General features: G+C 60.9%; 14 protein-coding genes and 1 riboswitch. Of the genes, 9 read left to right on the forward strand and 5 right to left on the reverse strand.

All coding sequences use genetic code 11. The features are described 5' to 3' along the window. Positions 1 to 8: 8 nt before the first annotated feature. Complete coding sequence (locus tag DWX63_RS04540) at positions 9 to 917, reverse strand: HAD-IIB family hydrolase (protein WP_117757303.1); 909 nt, start codon at positions 915 to 917, stop codon at positions 9 to 11. A 61-nt stretch (positions 918 to 978) separates the two neighbouring features. Continuing rightward, positions 979 to 1,089, forward strand: a riboswitch (TPP riboswitch). Between the two features lie 51 nt (positions 1,090 to 1,140). Here DWX63_RS04540 and thiM point away from each other — a divergent pair. Genes thiM through DWX63_RS04555 form a run of 3 tightly spaced genes read left to right on the forward strand, consistent with a single transcriptional unit; the run spans position 1,141 to position 3,017 of the window. Beyond that, a complete protein-coding gene (gene thiM / locus DWX63_RS04545; protein WP_117842943.1) occupies positions 1,141 to 1,980 on the forward strand; it encodes a hydroxyethylthiazole kinase in 840 nt (279 codons plus the stop codon). Positions 1,981 to 1,983: 3 nt separating this feature from the next. Next, positions 1,984 to 2,325 carry a thiamine-binding protein gene (locus DWX63_RS04550; RefSeq protein WP_233514469.1) on the forward strand — a complete coding sequence of 114 codons (342 nt, stop codon included), beginning with the start codon at positions 1,984 to 1,986 and terminating at the stop codon, positions 2,323 to 2,325. After that, positions 2,322 to 3,017 carry a thiamine phosphate synthase gene (locus DWX63_RS04555; protein WP_117842944.1) on the forward strand — a complete coding sequence of 232 codons (696 nt, stop codon included), beginning with the start codon at positions 2,322 to 2,324 and terminating at the stop codon, positions 3,015 to 3,017. Before DWX63_RS04550 ends, DWX63_RS04555 begins: the two co-directional genes overlap by 4 nt. Positions 3,018 to 3,179: 162 nt before the next feature. On the opposite strand, the gene DWX63_RS04560 is transcribed toward DWX63_RS04555, so the two are convergent. Next, positions 3,180 to 4,049 carry a patatin family protein gene (locus DWX63_RS04560; RefSeq protein WP_117842945.1) on the reverse strand — a complete coding sequence of 290 codons (870 nt, stop codon included), beginning with the start codon at positions 4,047 to 4,049 and terminating at the stop codon, positions 3,180 to 3,182. Between the two features lie 324 nt (positions 4,050 to 4,373). Between DWX63_RS04560 and DWX63_RS04565 the strand changes: the two genes are divergently transcribed. The 6 genes from DWX63_RS04565 (at position 4,374) to DWX63_RS04590 (ending at position 11,752) form a co-directional block, all read left to right on the forward strand. After that, positions 4,374 to 7,091 (forward strand): EAL domain-containing protein, encoded by a 2,718-nt coding sequence (locus tag DWX63_RS04565; RefSeq protein ID WP_117842946.1) that lies wholly within the window; start codon positions 4,374 to 4,376, stop codon positions 7,089 to 7,091. A 126-nt stretch (positions 7,092 to 7,217) separates the two neighbouring features. After that, a complete protein-coding gene (locus DWX63_RS04570; RefSeq protein WP_117842947.1) occupies positions 7,218 to 8,747 on the forward strand; it encodes a diguanylate cyclase domain-containing protein in 1,530 nt (509 codons plus the stop codon). Positions 8,748 to 8,858: 111 nt separating this feature from the next. Further along, positions 8,859 to 9,482, forward strand: a complete 624-nt coding sequence (locus tag DWX63_RS04575) for a flavodoxin family protein (RefSeq protein ID WP_117842948.1) — start codon at positions 8,859 to 8,861, stop codon at positions 9,480 to 9,482. 16 nt (positions 9,483 to 9,498) lie between these two features. Then, on the forward strand, positions 9,499 to 9,840 hold the full coding sequence (locus DWX63_RS04580) for an arsenate reductase family protein (RefSeq protein WP_055252194.1): 342 nt from the start codon (positions 9,499 to 9,501) through the stop codon (positions 9,838 to 9,840). An 86-nt stretch (positions 9,841 to 9,926) separates the two neighbouring features. Further along, the gene (locus tag DWX63_RS04585) at positions 9,927 to 11,057 is read left to right on the forward strand and encodes a GTP-binding protein (protein WP_117842949.1); all 1,131 of its coding nucleotides are present in this window, start codon (positions 9,927 to 9,929) and stop codon (positions 11,055 to 11,057) included. A gap of 95 nt (positions 11,058 to 11,152) precedes the next feature. After that, positions 11,153 to 11,752, forward strand: coding sequence for a tRNA (cytidine(34)-2'-O)-methyltransferase (locus tag DWX63_RS04590; protein ID WP_117842950.1), 600 nt, complete (start codon positions 11,153 to 11,155; stop codon positions 11,750 to 11,752). A 29-nt stretch (positions 11,753 to 11,781) separates the two neighbouring features. On the opposite strand, the gene DWX63_RS04595 is transcribed toward DWX63_RS04590, so the two are convergent. The 3 genes from DWX63_RS04595 to DWX63_RS04605 all read right to left on the reverse strand — a co-directional run bounded on the left by DWX63_RS04595 (position 11,782) and on the right by DWX63_RS04605 (position 17,503). Further along, positions 11,782 to 14,277, reverse strand: a complete 2,496-nt coding sequence (locus DWX63_RS04595; protein WP_233514470.1) for an excinuclease ABC subunit UvrA — start codon at positions 14,275 to 14,277, stop codon at positions 11,782 to 11,784. 10 nt (positions 14,278 to 14,287) lie between these two features. Then, positions 14,288 to 15,406 carry an AAA family ATPase gene (locus DWX63_RS04600; protein ID WP_117842952.1) on the reverse strand — a complete coding sequence of 373 codons (1,119 nt, stop codon included), beginning with the start codon at positions 15,404 to 15,406 and terminating at the stop codon, positions 14,288 to 14,290. A gap of 93 nt (positions 15,407 to 15,499) precedes the next feature. Continuing rightward, positions 15,500 to 17,503 carry a translation factor GTPase family protein gene (locus tag DWX63_RS04605; protein ID WP_117842953.1) on the reverse strand — a complete coding sequence of 668 codons (2,004 nt, stop codon included), beginning with the start codon at positions 17,501 to 17,503 and terminating at the stop codon, positions 15,500 to 15,502. Positions 17,504 to 17,589: the final 86 nt, after the last annotated feature.

The raw sequence follows: 17,589 nt of genomic DNA on the forward strand, positions 1-17,589 counted from the left end.
CTTTCTCCCTAGACGTTCACGGCGCCAAGACCCGCCGCGTCCATCTGGCGCATAAACGACGGCATCTCCCCCGTCGCGGCGCAGGCGGCAATCTGATGCAGAGCCCCGGCGACCGCATCATCTGCCGCAGCGCCAATATGCCAGCGCGCCGCCGCCGTAACGGCCTCGTTGGCATTGGCGACTGCAACGGAGTTGGGAACGGCATCGATCATGGGCAGGTCGTTATCGGAATCGCCAAATACGGCCACCTCGTCGGGCGTCAGGCCCAAAGCGCGCGCCAGCTCCAGCGCAGCACAGCCCTTGTCCCAACCGGCCGGAAGGATGTCGAACAGGCGCACTCGGTTGTTGGGAAACACAAGCGAGAGTTCCGGCACCTCGGCGGCAACGCACTCGCGTAGCTCCGCGAGCTCCTCACGCGAACGGGCACTCCAGATATTCGCCTTAAACACCGGCGCGTCATCGACAACGGGACGACACGGGGCCTCTTCGCCTTTGAGCCACGCATTGCCGCCTGATTCCATGGCGCGGCGCACGCGCTCGGCATCACGTGTCACGCAATAGGCATCGTTATCCCAAAAGTCATCACCTAAGCTGTAGACCTTCAGATAGGTATCGTCGGTTTCTTCTTCCAGATAGGCGGCCAAACGCATAAGCGCGTCGCTATCGGTCGCACGTGAGGCGACCGCTTCGCCGTCGACAAACATCACCTGGCCGTTACAGAACGCACCGGTCGAAAAACACTCGGAACGATTTTTGAACATCCAGCCCATCGCGGACGGCTGACGGCCCGAAACCGGGCCAAAGTGCAGACCCGCCGCCTGCATGGCATGGATACCCTCAATGGCGTAGTCGCTGGCGCCGTCATGCCCGGCTGGAATCAGCGTATCGTCCATATCGGTCAGCACAAGTTTGATCATAGGGTCCCCCAGTCGTTTTCATCGTAACCATTGTACCGATGCGCTAGTATAGGGAACAACAGATTCGATGCGGGAGTGCCGGCGGTGCAAACCACAAGGCTGAGAGGGCATGGGGCCCAATCCTTTGAACCTGTCAGTTAATGCTGGCGTAGGGAGCATGCCGCCTTTACAGGGGCGCTGTCTATGCACAGCGCCCCTTTTCTATGCCAAGGAGGCATGTGCAGTGATCGATTCGAAACAGCTCAAGCAACAAGTGATCAAGGCCGTGGAGGAGATTCGCGCCACCAATCCGATGGCCGGCTCCATCACCAACACGGTGACGATCGACTTTGTCGCCAACGCACAGCTCGCCGTGGGCGGATCGGCCGCCATGGTCTATCTGCCCGACGAGGGCGAGGCGCTCGTTGCCGCCGGCGGCGCCATCTATCTCAACATGGGCACACTCTTCCCCATCTACGAGCAGACGATTCCCCGCGCGGCCAAGGCGGCACACGACGCCGGCAAGCCCTGGGTGCTCGATCCGGTTGGCCTGGGCATCGGTAGCCTGCGCACCCAGCTGGTAAACGAGCTCAAGCAGTACAAACCCGCCATCGTGCGCGGCAACGCCTCCGAGATTATCGCGCTCGCCGGCCTGTGGGGTCTTGAGGGCGAGGCGGCTGATCTGAGCCGCGTACGCGGTGTCGACACCACCGACACGGTCGACGCCGCCCGCGATGCCGCCGTGGCGCTCGCTCGCTACACCGGCGGCGCCGTAGTGGTCTCGGGTGAAGTCGACCTGATCACCGACGGCACGACCGTGGCCAAGTCCCACGGCGGCAGCCCACTCATGTCCAAGATCACCGGCTGTGGTTGCTCACAGGGCAGCGTGCTGGCCGTGTACGCCTGTGCTGCCGATCCGTTTACGGCAGCCATCTGCGGCACCGCCGTCTACAACGTTGCCGGTACGCGTGCCGCTGCTGTCGCCGACGCGCCGGCAAGCTTTAAGGTCGCCTTTATCGACGAGCTCTACCGTGCGACCGCCCAGGACATTGCCGATAACCGACTCGAGCTCGAGGAGGCATAAGGCATGTCCGAGCCCGCAACCAATGCCGGTATGAACACGCTCGTCGCCGCAGCCATCGCCCCGTGCGGCACCGGCGACGAGCTGTCTGCCGAGGTCGCCGAAGTCGTGCGCGTCATTCGCGAGAGCGGCCTTCCCAACCGCACCACCTCGATGTTCACCGAGATCGAGGGCGACTGGGACGAGGTCATGCAGGTCGTGCGCGACGCAACCTTTGTGTTGGCGAGCAAGGGCATCCGCACCGAAGTCGTGCTCAAAGCCGATATTCGACCCGGATTTACCGACACCATGACCGGCAAACTCGAGCGCATGGAAGCACAGATCAAAAAGCAGGAGGAAGCACGATGAGCATCCGCGACAACCTTGATATCTCGGCCTATCTGGTACTCGGCCCCGAAAACACGCTCGGGCGCCCCGTGGGCGATGTGGTGGCCCAGGCACTCGATGCCGGCTTTACCTGCATCCAGGTGCGCTCCAAGGTGGCAAGCGCCCGCGAGATCATCGCGCTGACCGGCGACGCCGCGCAGGCAATCGCACAGGCTGGCAAGACCGGTCAGGTCGCTTTGCTGATCGACGACCGCCTGGACTGCGTACTCGCCGCGCGCGAGCAGGGCATTGCTGTCGACGGCGTGCACGTGGGCCAGAGCGATATTCCCGTCGAGGTCTGCCGCAAACTTTTGGGCCCCGATGCCATCGTGGGCCTTTCGGCCCGTTGCGAGGAGATGCTCGAGTACGTCAAGACCGCCGACATGAGCCTAGTCGACTACCTGGGCATCGGCCCGCTCCACGAGACCGAGACCAAGCGCGACTGCGGACGCGCGGCCGACGGCTCTATCATCACCAAAAGCTTTGAGGACCTGGCCGCACTCCACGCGGCAAGCCCCGTGCCCATCGTGGTGGGCGGCGGCGTAAAGATGGCCGACCTGCCGCAGCTCAAGACTACCGGCGTCGACGGCTTCTTTGTGGTGAGCGCCGTCTGCAGTGCCGACGACCCCTACGCCGCAGCCAAGGAGCTCGTCGATACCTGGCAGCAGGCATAAGCCTAGACCGAGCAGTTGCTCCGCAGTCCCATATCTTCAATAGCGGAAAGCGCATCCCAGTTTGGACGTCCATTCTGGGATGCGCTTTCCGCATAGAGGACCAGCGGGAAACTGCGTCCCAGTCTGAACGCTGATTACGGGATGCAGTTTCCGGCGTAGTCCCTACCCCGCCAGATACGCTTCCAGCGCCGGCAGCGTCGCCTCCGCATCGCGACGGCCGATCTGATAGATGCGCTCGAGCTCATCGGGCTCGCGGCACAGCGACGGCACCTTCACCGATTCGCTCGGCCGCACCACAAAGATCTCGCCAGCGGCTTCGCGACGCGCCAGGTCATCGAGCGTGGCATTGTAGACCTCGTGCCGATGCTCAAGCGCCGCAACAAACTCCGGATAGTGACGATACACGCGACGCAGCATAGGCATCACGCTATTGGGCTGCTTTACAAAGCCTGCCGGCTGCGTCAGCACCACCACGTTGCGGTCATAGCCTTGCTCAAACAGCCAAGCGCTGGGAATGGAATCGGCAACACCGCCATCCAAGTACTTACGACCCTCGATGGCAACAGGACGCGTCGCCACGGGAATCGCCGACGACGCCCGGATCCACTCAATATCGCGCTCGTCGCCATAGGGCAGGTCATGGTAGACGGCCTGCCCCGTCTTAAGATCGGTACATACGCACGTAAACTGCATGGGGCAGGCGCGATATGCCTCCAGATCGATGGGATCGCGCTCGATGGGTACCTCATGATAGGCAAACTCGGCATTGAACATATCGCCGGTTCGCAACCAGCTCGTCACGCTCGCATAGCGCTTGTCGGCGCAATAGGCCTTGTTGTAGCGAATGGCGCGGCCGATCTGGCGCGATTTAAAGTTGTAGCCAAACGCCGCGCCCGCCGAGACACCCACCATATGGTCGCAGGTTAAGCCGTGCTCCATCCATACGTCGAGCACGCCCGCCGTATACATACCGCGGTAGCCGCCTCCCTCGAGCGCAAGCCCCACCGTGCGCGTCGTGTCTGGCTGTGCCATGCGACCATCTCCGTTCCCGTGTTTTAAAGCGGAACAAGTATACCCGCCAACATATATCGACTCAGTCGCATTTATATCGAGCATCGCATCGTCACGCTACCGATTGGCGAATAATAGCCGCCCGCGGCAGGGGCACCCATATACAATCCTCTATTGTTGTTTATACTACTCAATAGTTATCAGCAGCGAACACGGACCGACATATTAAACCAGCGACGCAGCAAGGCGGGGGCCTGGATACACGCAAAGCGTTGAGCAGCAACGCGTGTGTACAACGAGCTCGCCCGACGCAATACACCCCGACCTCAGGAAGCCGCTTACAGCATGGATATCGCCAGCAATTACACCGAGACGCTCGAAAAGACCATCCGTGACCTTCTCGAGCGTCAGGACGATCTGATCAGGACTGCCTTTACCGACCAGCTCACCGGACTGGGCAACCGCGGCGGTTTCACCCGTTCCTTAGAGGAGCTCTGGGAACAGGAATTGCCCGTAACCATGGCGTTTATCGACATCGATAACCTTAAGCACTGCAACGACATCTTTGGCCATGACGAGGGCAACCGCTATATCTTACAGGTGAGCCTCTATCTCAAGCTGTATATGAAGGTGGACGAGGCGGCATTTCGCCTGGGAGGCGACGAGTTTGCCATCCTGTCTACGATCGCGACCGAGGACGACCTCGCCGAGCGTCTGGAACACTGCCGGACGGTCCTGCTCAAAAACAACGATGCCGAGATGCCTCACTCGTTTAGCTACGGAGTGTCGCACGCCGACCCCGCCCTGGGCGAAGCCCCCAATCGCTTGACGAACGATGCCGACCATCGCATGTACGACTATAAGCTGCGCCATGCCGTGCACCTTGATCGACGCAATATCGCACAAGCCCACACCGACGACTTTGAAATAAGCGATCGCGTTTTCGACGCCCTTTCGATGCTCAACGAAGGCCGATATTTCTTTATCGAGAACTTGGACAAACATCGAACCCTTTGGTCACAAGGCGCCTTGCGCGATCTTGGTCTTCCTTCGGAGCATATAGACAACTGTCACGATTATTGGAAAACGCGTGTCCATCCCGATGACCTTGAGGCCTATACCAACGACATCGACCAAATCTATGACGGCTCCAAACATCGTCACGTCATGCAGTACCGCGTGCGCAATGCCGCCGGCGATTACATCCTCGGCCGTGCTCGCGGGTTTCGTATCGACGGCGACGGAAATGTCCCCTCGCTCTATGTCGGCGAGCTCGTCAACCACTCGCTTGCCGAGACCGTCGACGCCGCCACGGGTCTCGGAACGCAGCGCACGCTGATCAACGCTATCGATGCCTGCCGTCGCGACCGTTGCGAGACGGGGCTTATAGCAGTGCGCGTTCGCGGCACGGCAAAGCTCAACGAGCTCTACGGGGCCGAGGCCGTCGACAACATGCTCGCCGAATACGCAGGCCGCATGCTGTCGATTACTCGCGGCAGGAGTCGCGTCTTCCGTTCACGCAACGCCCAGTTCGTCGTGCTTAGCAACAATTTGAATCACGAAGCATTCGAGCAACTGATCCAACATCTCAAAGAGGCCGTTTTCGCTCCCGTTCGAATCGCGGGCGACACTATTACCCCCGTCTGTCTTGTCGTTCCGGCCTTTTACGAGCACCTGACCAATCAAACGGCCGCCGTTTTAGGCGAACTCGACCGTCGCATTCGCACGGCCGGCGGGCTTGTTCCCAACGACAGCCTCCCCATACCCGAGGTGGAGCGCAAAAGCGCCATCGCCGAACGCATCGATCCGCTCACGGGTCTCTATCGACCCAGCGAGTTTATGCGCCGCGCCAACGAATTTCTCGAGACAAGGCGCAACGGCGCCTGGTGTATCGCCACCGTCGATATGGGGCACATGCGACTGTTCAACGAATGGCACGGACAGGCCGAGGGCGACCGCGTACTCGCCGATGTGGGCACGGTTCTCAAGGACATCGAGAATGCCGCCATGGGCGTCGCAGGGTACTGGGGCCAAGACGATTTTTGCGTACTCATCCCCTTTGAACACGACACCGTCCATCAGATCTATAGCCGCATTCGCCAGGCCGTGGCCAAGCATGATGACGGCGTGGGCTTCTGGCCGTCCATGGGCGTCTACCCCATCGACTCCAACGAGGAAATCACCATCGATGCGCAGGCCAAGGCCATGTTTACCAATCGGCGCGCAAAAAACGACTTTAAGGAGCGCATTGCCATTTTCCGCCCCGAGGAATACGAACACGAAATCGCGTTCCACCGCACGCTGACCGAATTCCAGTATGCGCTCTCAAACGGCCGCATTACCTACTACTTGCAGCCCCAGGTCGACATGGAAACCGGCGAGATCGTTGGCGCCGAGGCGCTCACACGCTGGATTGACAAGGATGGCTCCCTCATTTCACCTACCACCTTTATCCCCGCTCTCGAGGAAAGCGGTTTTGTGGTGACGCTCGACAAATATGTTTGGCAGGGCGTCGCCTCGTGGCTGCGTGAGTGCATCGATCGAGGGCTGCGCGTAGTTCCGATCTCGCTCAATGTGTCGCGCGTGGATATCCTTGCCTGCGACGTCGCCGAGCATATGGGGGCGCTTGCCGCCCAATACAACCTACCGCCCGAGCTCATGCGCATTGAGATCACCGAGACGGCTTATACGGGAGAGTCCGAGGCCGTGGATAAGCTGACGGCCGACCTACACACTCGCGGTTTCTCGACCTACATGGACGATTTTGGCACCGGCCAGTCTACGCTCGCGATGCTCAAGAACGTCAACGTCGACGTCATCAAGCTTGATCGCACGTTTGTGCCCACCGACCGCGATCAAAGCCGTAGCGCGCAAATCGTTTCATCAATGCTCGAGATGGCGCAATCGCTCCATCTGCCCGTTGTAATCGAAGGCGTCGAGACAAACGAGCAGGCGAACATGCTGCTCCAAATGGGTGCCCACTACGCTCAGGGCTTCCTCTACTACCGCCCCATGCAGGCAAAGGATTTTGAGGCATTGCTCGATGGCGGTAACAAAAACTGATACGCTCGCGCGCAAAACGATACCGCCGAAGGGGCGCTTGTCCCCATTGGCTAACTTATGCCCCCAATCCAAACCGAATTGGGGATATGATGCAAACCACTGTTGTGCCCAAGGAGGTTATCCATCATGAACGAGTCGTATCGCCTGGGCGAGCAATCGATCATTGCCTATCTTCAGCGACTTGCGAACGGGATCTCGACCGCCGAGCTCGATGTTGCCGCGCTGCCCACGGAGCTGTGCGCCATCGGCGAGCAGCTACAGAAGACATTTGCCATCCTGCAGCAAGAACGCGAGCTGCTTGAGCGCGGCGCCTATATCGATTCGCTCACCAATCTTGGCAACCGTGCTGGACTCCACCGTTATGCCGAGCTGCTTTGGCACAAAGGCACCCCCTTCACCTGCGCTTATATCGATATCGATCGCCTTAAGCATTGCAACGATACGTTTGGCCACACCGAGGGCAATCGCTACATCCTGAGCATCTGCCGTGCACTCACCGAGACAATGGAACCCAATGACCTGCTGTTCCGTATCGGTGGAGACGAATTTGTACTCGTATCCCCCACGACAGATGAAGCCGAACTCGAGCAGCGCCTGGAGCGGACGCGCACCGACCTTATCGAGGCAACATCGGGCGGCAAAGCGCCCATGATCGCTAGCTTTAGCTTTGGCTGCTCGCGCGTCGACCCACTCGCTGGCGATACGCGTCGCCAGATGACCATGGACGCCGACCGCAAAATGTATCGCTACAAGCTCATGCACCGTGTGCAGCAGCCGAAGGAAAACGACGCATCCATGCGCCCGATCGCCGATCAGCCTCCCTGCAACGACCGGGTGTTCCAAGCGATCTCCATGAGCTCCGAGACGCGCTATCCGTTTATCCTTAACCTCGATACCGGCGAATCGCAATGGTCGATTAATGCCGTGCGCGATTTTGACCTGCCCTCCCAGCATCCCTATAACTCGCTCGATATGTGGCTCGCCCGCGTTCACCCCGAGGACCGCGACAACGTGCGCAGCGAGCTCGATATGGTGGTAAACGGCGCGTGGCACTTCCATTACATGCAGTATCGCGTCATGAATACCGCTGGTAAATATGCGCTGTGCGAGTGTACGGGCTACCGCTTGGATAGCACCGAAACCGAGCCCAACATGTATGTGGGCATTATCATCAACCGAAGCTTGGCGGATACGACCGATTCCGTGACCGGCCTGGGCGATATCCACGCCCTGGTCAACGCCATTGGCGAAATGCGTCGCGTGGCGCGCAAGGCAGGCCTGGTCGCCATCAAAATCGACGACATCGCCAAGGTCAATGCCCGCTTTGGCTTTGATGCGGGCGACCGCGTTTTGGCAGAAAGTGCCGCCTGCCTCATGGACTGTTCGCGCGGCAAGGGCCGTCTGTTCCGCTCGACCGGACCGATGTTCGTGGCGCTTTTCGATGACCTTGATCCCGAAGAGACCGACGCGATCGCAGAAGAAATCGAGCGGTTCTTGGGTTCGCCCGTACTCTTTGGCTCATTTGAATATCAGCCGCCCATTCGTGTGGCCACACTTCATCTAGATGCCGTCGACCGACAGCCCGTTTCCATTTTGAACGAGCTCAAAGCGCTACTTGAAGAGGCACCACAAGTACCGGGCACCAAGCTGGACTAGCGTTATGGGGCGCGATGTGAAACACAAGCCGTTTCACATCGCGCCCCACGCCATCTACCCTCTCGTGGGATAATCCTCCGCAGAAGTCACCGACAGCAGAGGGAGTTTGTGATGAAGGTTCTTTTGGTCAATGGCAGCCCCAAGGCAAACGGCAACACCGCCCGCGCACTCACCGAGGTCGCAGAGCAACTTAATGCAGAAGGCATTGATACCGAGGTGTTTCAGCTGGGCGCCAAGCCCATTCGCGATTGCATCGGTTGCGGCCAGTGTGGCAAGCTTGGCGGTCGCTGCACCTTTGACGACGACGTGGTCAACGAGCTGATCGCTGCCGCCGAACAGGCCGACGGCTTTGTCTTTGGCTCGCCTGTCTACTACGCGCACCCCAGCGGCCGCATTCTCTCGGCACTCGATCGCGCATTCTATGCCGGTAGCAAAGCTTTTGCACACAAGCCGGGCGCTGCCGTCGCCGTCGCCCGTCGCGGCGGTACGTCGACAACGTTCGATGTACTCAACAAGTACTTCACCATCAACCAGATGCCCGTGGTCGCCTCCACCTACTGGAACAACGTCTTTGGCGCTGCGCCGGGCGAGGCCGATGGAGATGCCGAGGGTCTGGCCACCATGCGAAACATCGGCAAAAACATGGCCTGGCTCCTTCGTTGCATCGAAGCAGGAAAGGCCGCCGGCATCGAAGCCCCCGAAGCCGATCGCGAGCGCACCAACTTCATTCGTTAGAACGGCGGAACATACTATGAACGTGCAAATCTTCGGGACTAAGAAGTCGTTCGATACCAAGAAGGCGCAGCGTTATTTTAAGGAGCGCCGCATTAAGGTGCAGTTTATTGACCTGAAGGAAAAGGAGATGAGCAAGGGCGAGCTCACGAGCGTGATGCAGGCGGTCGGCGGCATCGACAAGCTGCTCAATCCCAAGGCCAAGGACGAGGAGACGCTCGCGCTCATCCAGCACCTCACCCCTAGCCAGCGCTTCGACAAGTTGCTCGAGAACCAGCAGGTTCTAGCCGAGCCCATCGTGCGCAACGGCAAAAAGGCCACCGTCGGTTATTGCCCCGATGTATGGGGAGCCTGGGAGTAGCCTGTGTTATTTGCCGGCGCGTGGGTATAAGAGCAGGCGTTTGGCATAAGATTCAACTGTAAGCCACGTCTAACAAAGGAGGGCACATGCCCAACAAACCCGTGAAGATCATCATGCTTACCGGATACCTCGGTGCCGGCAAGACCACACTGCTCAACCACATCCTCGCTAACGACGGCGGCATCCGCGCCGCCGTGATCGTCAACGATATCGGCGAGATCAACGTCGACGCCAGCCTCATCGCCGACGGCGGCCTTTCCGAGACCGACGACCTCATCCCGCTCACCAACGGCTGCATCTGCTGCACGCTTTCGGACGACCTGGCCAACCAGCTGCAGGGCATCGCCGATTCGGGCAAGTTCGACTACATCATCATCGAGGCCTCGGGCATTTGCGAGCCTATCCCCATCGCCTACACCATCTCGAGCTTCTGCGACGAGGCCAAGGTTGGCGGCGAGCCCAAGCTTGCGCTCGACAACATCGTGGCCGTGGTCGACTGCGCCCGCATGTACGACGAGTTCAACGGCGGTCGCGACCTGCTGGCCGAGGACATTGACGAGGACGACATCGAGAGCCTGCTCATTCAGCAGATCGAGTTTTGCTCCACGCTGATTCTCAACAAGACCGATACCGTCACGCCTGAGCAGATTGCCGAGCTCAAGGCCATCGTGCGCAGCCTGCAGAAGGACGCCGTGATTGTCGAGGCCCAAAACGGCGAGGTTCCCATGGAGGAACTGCTCGACACCGATCGCTTCGACTTTATGCGCGCCTACAACTCCGCCGCCTGGATCGAGGCCATGGAGCATCCCGAGGAGCACGACAACCCCGAAGTGCTCGAGTACGACATCGAGACCTTTGTGTACTCGCGCCGCAAGCCGTTTGACCTGCAGAAGTTCACCGATTTTGTCGAGCAGGAGTGGCCCGACGAGGTCATTCGCGTCAAAGGCCCGCTGTGGCAGACCGGCGATCCGGACATGTGCTACATGTTTGAGCAGGCCGGCCACCAGATGCGTCTGATGGAAAACGGCCTGTTTGTCGATTCTGCGCCCGAGGGCGAGAAGCAGAAGATTATCGACGAGAACCCCGAAATCATGCAGATTTGGGACGACGAGACGGGCGACCGCATGACGAGCCTGTGCATCATCGGCCGTCACATGGACAAGGACGCACTCATCGCCTCCCTCGATGCCTGCCTGACCGACTGGCACCGCGCCTAGGTTTATCCAAGCGGGTATTTTTCCGCCTACGTAACCGCCAAACCACCACGAAGGTGCCCTTCGTGGTGGTTTTTCGTTCTGAGCCAAGGAGATTCATGTTCAACATTGTGCTGTATGCGCCCGAGATTCCGGCCAATACGGGCAATATCGGCCGCACTTGCGTGGTTACCGGTACCCGCCTGCATCTGGTGGAGCCGCTGGGGTTTTCGCTCGACGACAAGACAGTGCGTCGCGCCGGCCTGGGCTACTGGCAAAACTTGGACGTGACGACCTATGCCGGCTGGGAGGATTTCCTTGCGCGCAACGGCCTCTCCCCCGCCGACGAGCGCCTGCATCTGCTGACCAAAAAGGCACGCCGCACCTATGCGCAAAGTACCTACCGCGATGGCGACTACTTGGTCTTTGGCAGCGAGAGCTCGGGGATTCCCGAGCCACTGCTTGCCGCGGCGCCCGAGCGCTGCGAGCGCATTCCCATGCTGCGCGATTGCGACTCGCTCGACAACGCCGAGGCCTGGGAAGCCCACGAGGAATCGCTCGGGCATATCGAGGGCAGCCACGAGGCCATCCTTCAGCAGGATATCTGCGGCAACTTCGTCGATCCGAACGACTACCGCATCAGCGCCCTCAACCTCTCCAACAGCGCCGCCATCGTCCTCTACGAGGCTCTGCGCCAAACAGGCTTTCCGGGAATGTGACAAAGAGACGGTCCCTTTGTCACATTCGGTTATAGGTAGCGGCCAGTGATGCTTGTGGAGCACGCCACGATGTCGCCCGGCGTGCCGGCGCAGACGATTTGCCCGCCCGCGTCGCCGCCGCCCGGGCCCATGTCAATCACGTAATCGGCGTTACGGATAAGGTCGAGGTCGTGTTCGATCACGATAACCGTGGCGCCCTTGGCAACGAGGCCGTCAAACACGCTCAGCAACACCTGAACATCGAGCGGATGCAGGCCGATGGTGGGCTCGTCGAACACGAATACGGCATTGTCCTGCACGCGGCCCATCTCGCTCGCAAGCTTAAGACGCTGCGCCTCGCCGCCCGAAAGCGCCGGCGTGGGCTCGCCGAGCGTCAGGTAGCCCAAGCCCAGGTCGTGCAGGGTCTGCAGGCGCGTCTGGACTTTCTTGAGTCCCACCGTAGTGTCGAGGGCCTCGTCCACACTCATGTCCATAAGCTGCGGCAACGTGAGCAGGCTGCCGTCCTTGCCCTCGCGATGGATATGCGAAGCCGCGTCTGCATAACGCGAACCACGACATGCGGGACAGACGATCTCGACATCGGGCAAAAACTGCACGTCGAGCGATATCGAACCCGTGCCATCGCACGTAGGGCAGCGCAAGGCGCCGGTGTTGTAGCTAAATGCGCCCGCCTTGTAGCCGGCTGCCTTGGCCTCGGACGTACGGGCGAAGGCGCGGCGCAGCTCATCGTGGATGTCGGCATAGGTCGCTACCGTCGAGCGCACGTTGGCGCCGATGGGCGTGGCGTCAATCAGGTTGGCGCGCGCGATGCCCTCGGCATCGACCCAGCGCACGTGCCTGGGCAGGCGCTCGCCGGCCGCCTGCGCCTTGAGTGCCGGAATGAGCGTCTCGAGCACCAGCGTCGTCTTGCCCGAACCCGAAACGCCCGTCACCGCGACAAGACGGCCGCGCGGAATATCGACTTCGAGCGATTTGACGGTATGCATGGCATCGGTCGCCATGCGGATATGACCGTGGTCGAATAGTTCGTCGTCAGTCACCTGCGGGCGTAAGCGCCTGGGATTCGAGCGCAAAAACGGCGCAATGCGGCTGCCCTGCGATTGCTCGACCTCATCCACCGTACCAGCGGCGATCACGTTACCGCCTCCCGCTCCGGCAACGGGACCCATTTCGACCAGGTAGTCGGCTTCCGCCAGCACGCGTGTGTCGTGATCGACAACGACCACGGTGTTGCCGTCATCTACCAAATCGCGCATCACGCCTACCAAGCCGTCGACATTGGCAGGATGCAAACCGATCGAGGGCTCGTCCAGCACATAGAGCACACCCGTCGATCGGTTGCGCACCACGCGGGCAAGTTGCACGCGCTGGCGCTCACCTGTGGATAGCGTGGCACCGGCGCGGTCGAGCGAAAGGTAATCGAGGCCCAGGTCGACCAGGCGGCGGGCCGTACTCAAAAACGAATCGCAGATGTCCCCGGCCATGGGCCGCATCTCGGCCGGCAAGGATGAAGGCACCTCGCGCACCCACTCAATCGCCTCGCCCAGCGTCATGGCCGCCGCCTGTGCCAGATTGATACCACGCACCTGGGGCTGGCGCGCAGCCTCGGAGAGACGCGTGCCGCCGCAATCGCGGCACGGGCCCTCGCGCAAAAAGCGAGCTACGCGCTTAAGTCCCTTATCGTCCTTAACCTTGGCGAGCGCATTCTCAACGGTATAGACGGCGTTGTAATAGGTAAAGTCGAGCGGCGTGGCGCCCTCGCCGTTTTTGGGAACGTAAAGAATGTGCTTCTTAACCGCCGGACCATGAAACACGGTATCGCGCTCGGCAGGCGTGAGCTGGTTGAACGGCACGTCGGTGCGCACACCCATCTCGCCAGCCACCTGCTTCATCAGATCCCACATGAGCGTGCCCCAGGGAAGCACCGCGCCCTCGTTGATGGTCTTTGACTCGTCGGGCACCAGACTCGCCTCGTCCACCTCGCGCATGACGCCGGTACCGCCGCAGGTAGGACACGCGCCGCCGCTGTTAAAGGCAAGGTCCTCGGCGCCCGGCGCGTAGAACTCGTGACCGCATGCGGGGCACGTGAGCGACAGGCCCGCAGCCACGTTAAGGCTCGGCTCCACACGCGCCCCACAATGCGGGCACACGTGATGGGCGCAGCGGCTAAAGAGCAGACGCAGGCTATTGTTGAGCTCGGTCATGGTGCCAAAGGTCGAGCGCACGCCCGGCACACTGGGACGCTGATGCAACGCGAGTGCCGCCGGCACGTGCAGCACCTCGTCCACCTGGGCGTGCTCGGCCTGCGTCAGACGACGGCGGGTATAGGTGCTGAGCGCCTCCAGGTAACGGCGCGAGCCCTCGGCATAAAGAACTCCCAGCGCCAGCGAACTCTTGCCCGAGCCCGACACGCCGGCAATACCCACGAGCCTTCCCAGCGGGATATCGATATCGATGTCCTTGAGGTTGTGCACGCGCGCGCCACGCACCTCGATAGCCTGCGGGCTCATCTTCTGTTCCGTCACTTTTATCACCCTACTCATGCCATAAAATGCGTTCGCGGATGTACTCGCCCAGCATGGGCACGGCAAACCGGACGAGGCCGTATCCGGCGGCCTCGATGACGCGCTCGCGAATCAGGCTTGCGCGATATTTACTCGCCCAGCTCTGGGTGCGATCGCAGCGCTCAATGATATCCGCCATGCGCGTCGGTTTGTCCTCGTCAACCGCCATGGCCTCGATAAAAAGGCGCTGTGGACTGCGCAGCCCGTAATACAGGGGCGTATCGACCGCTTCGTAGAACTCGGAGACGGCATCCGCATGGCCATCCTCGACATCGCGCCTTTCAATGACCTGCGAGTTGCGCCGGACAGCAGAGCGCCACATGTAATATCCCACCAGCTGAACCATATAGGGATGCCCCATACTCTTGCGCGCCGCAAGGTCCGCCGCCTCCGCGTCAACGTAAAGACCAGCGTCTTTAACCGTCTGGATATATGAATCGCGCACCTTGGGCAAAGAAATCGCCCCCAACGTACGCTGCTGGGCGCGCCGTAAAAACGTCACGCTCGGCTCTTCGAGCAAATCGTCAACCATACTGGGTAAGCCGGCGAACACCAGCGCAAGACCGCGCTGGTCGCTATCGGACAAGCCCGTGGCATCCTGATCTCCGAGCACCTGCTGATAAAGAACGGCAAGAGCCGCCAACTCCTCGATAGACGCGGACTGAGCCTCGTCAATCGCAAACAGGATGCCCTTACCTGGACCGAGCTTCTTGAGACGCTCGTTGACCAGCCCCCGCAACGTCTCGCCCTTTGCCCGCGCCGCCTCGACCGACATCCGGCCAAACGACGGCCCAAACTCCATTGACGTCACAACGGGTTTATTCGAGCGAAGCGCGTCGGCCAGGCGATCGCACAAGCCAAGCGAAGCGGAATCGGAGACAACCGCCCATCCGCGCTCATTGGCTAGACGTTGCAGCTCCCACAGGAGAACCGTCTTGCCGCAGCCGCGGTTTCCCGTAATGAGCATGAGCCTGCCCGGCGCTCCGGCGCCGTTATCGAGCCCTTCCTCAAAATCTTCGATGACCGACTCGCGACCGATGAGCACCGGAGGCCGCTTACCAGCCGTTGGCTTAAAGGGATTTGGATTCATGTCGGCCTCCTCGGATTGGCAAACGCTGATAATAGTTATACCAACTTATACCGAGTTATACCAACTGAATGTGACAAGAGGACAGTCCCTTTGTCACATGTGGCCGAAAAATTCTGCGTCGGCGGGGCGATAGGGGCGGAAGGTGGCAGGATCGACCTTTACGTGCGCCGCGGCGGGTACGTCGTACCATTTGACCGTGTAACCGGCGCCGTGGGCGCAAAAGACCGAATCGGGCGTGTTGGGCAGATCGGCCTCGGGCTCGTAGGCGGCCGTCTCGATGACGCGCTCGGCATCATGGCAAGCCGCATAGCCGGCGAACTCCAGGTACAGATGCCCGCGGCCGCTCGTGTAGGCAGCCACCTCCAGCGCGTAATCCTGTACCTCGGATGCCGGCACGCGACCCACAAGCTTCGCCCGGTCTCCCGCCATCGTCGGCGGCTCGTACTCGGCACCCATGCGCGTGGCATCCGAGAGCGCCCGGCCCACGCACTCCCCCGGCACCTCGAGCTCAAAGTGGTACCACGGCTCCAACAGCACGGCTGTGCCGGCCTCGCGCGCCCGCATCAAACCCTGGCGAATCGCGCGGTACGTGGCCTGGCGAAAATCGCCGCCCTCGGTGTGTTTGGTATGCGCGCGGCCGCCCGTGAGCGTAATGCGCACATCGGTGATGGGCGAGCCGGTCAGCACGCCCAGGTGGTCGCGCTCCATGGCGTTGGTGAGCGCCAGACGTTGCCAGTTAAGATCGAGCTCATCGGTCGAGGTCACGGTGCCAAAGTGCACGCCCGAACCCGCTGGCAACGGCTCCAGACGCAGATGCACCTCGGCATAGTGGCGCAGTGGCTCAAAGTGGCCCACGCCCTCAACCGGCTGCGAAATAGTCTCCTTATAGAGAATGCCGCCGGGCTCAAACGCAATCGATAGACCAAAGCGATCTGCCAACACCCGCTGCACGACCTCGAGCTGCACGGCGCCCATCAACTGCAAATGAATCTGCTCAAGATGCGTATTCCAGCTTACGCCGAGCATGGGGTCTTCGTCCGCCAACTCGGTCAGCGCTTTAAACACCGCATGGACATCATGTTCGCCCGGGAGCACCGTATAGGTGAGGACCGGCGCAATGACGGGTGCATCGCACCCGGGCTCCGCACCCAAGGCGTCCCCCGGGCGAACGTGCGCAAGACCCGTCACGGCACAAATACCGCCAGCGGCAACTTCCTGGGCAAGCTCGTACTTCTCTCCGTTATAGATGCGCACCTGATCGACTTTCTGCTCCCATGCCTCGGCACCGGAGCGCCCCTCGATCATCTGTTTTGCACGCAGCGTGCCGCCGGTCACTTTAACCCAAGCCAAGCGCTCTCCGCGAACGCCTCGGCTGACACGATAGACACGCGCGGCGAACTCCGGCGGCCACGCCCTCTCACGCATCAGCGCACACATGCCATCCAGCAGCTCGCCCACGCCTTGGTCCCTGAGCGCCGAGCCGGCAAAGCAGGGAAAGAGCTTGCGCTCTGCAACCATGCGCGACAGCGTTGCGACGGAAAGCTCGCCCGTCTCAAGAAACTCCTCGAGGGCTGCCTCGTCCAATGCGGCAGCGTCCTCCCAAGCGGCACCGCCCGCCAGCAGTTCGTTGGCATCCAGGCAGCCCCCGGAAAGACGCCGCCCAAGTTGTGCCAGCAAAACATCGCGGCCGGGATTCTCCAAGTCGATCTTGTTGATAAAGATGAACGTCGGGATGCCATAGCGCGCAAGCAGGCGCCACAGGGTTTCGGTGTGTCCCTGCACGCCGTCGTTGGCACCTACCACCAAAATCGCGTAGTCGAGCGCGCGTAACGTGCGCTCCGCCTCGGCTGAAAAATCCACGTGACCGGGGGCGTCCACGAGCATAACGTGGGTTTCGTCGTGATCGAGCACAGCCTGCGACGAGAAAATCGTGATGCCGCGCTCGCGTTCGATAGCGTTGGTATCCAGGTGCGAGTCGCCGTCGTCCACACGGCCGCGCTTGCGAATGCGACCTGCGTTGAACAGCATGGCCTCGGCCAGCGTAGTCTTGCCGGCATCGACATGCGCCAAGATTCCAACGACAGCTTGCTTCGACATGGCTCTCCTCTTATTGCAAGCCCACCGCACGCGGCAACGGGCATTCTCGTTCCACACTGGATGATACAATTTACGGGCCGGCGGGC

Source organism: Collinsella sp. AF20-14LB, assembly GCF_003459505.1.
Classification (GTDB): domain Bacteria; phylum Actinomycetota; class Coriobacteriia; order Coriobacteriales; family Coriobacteriaceae; genus Collinsella.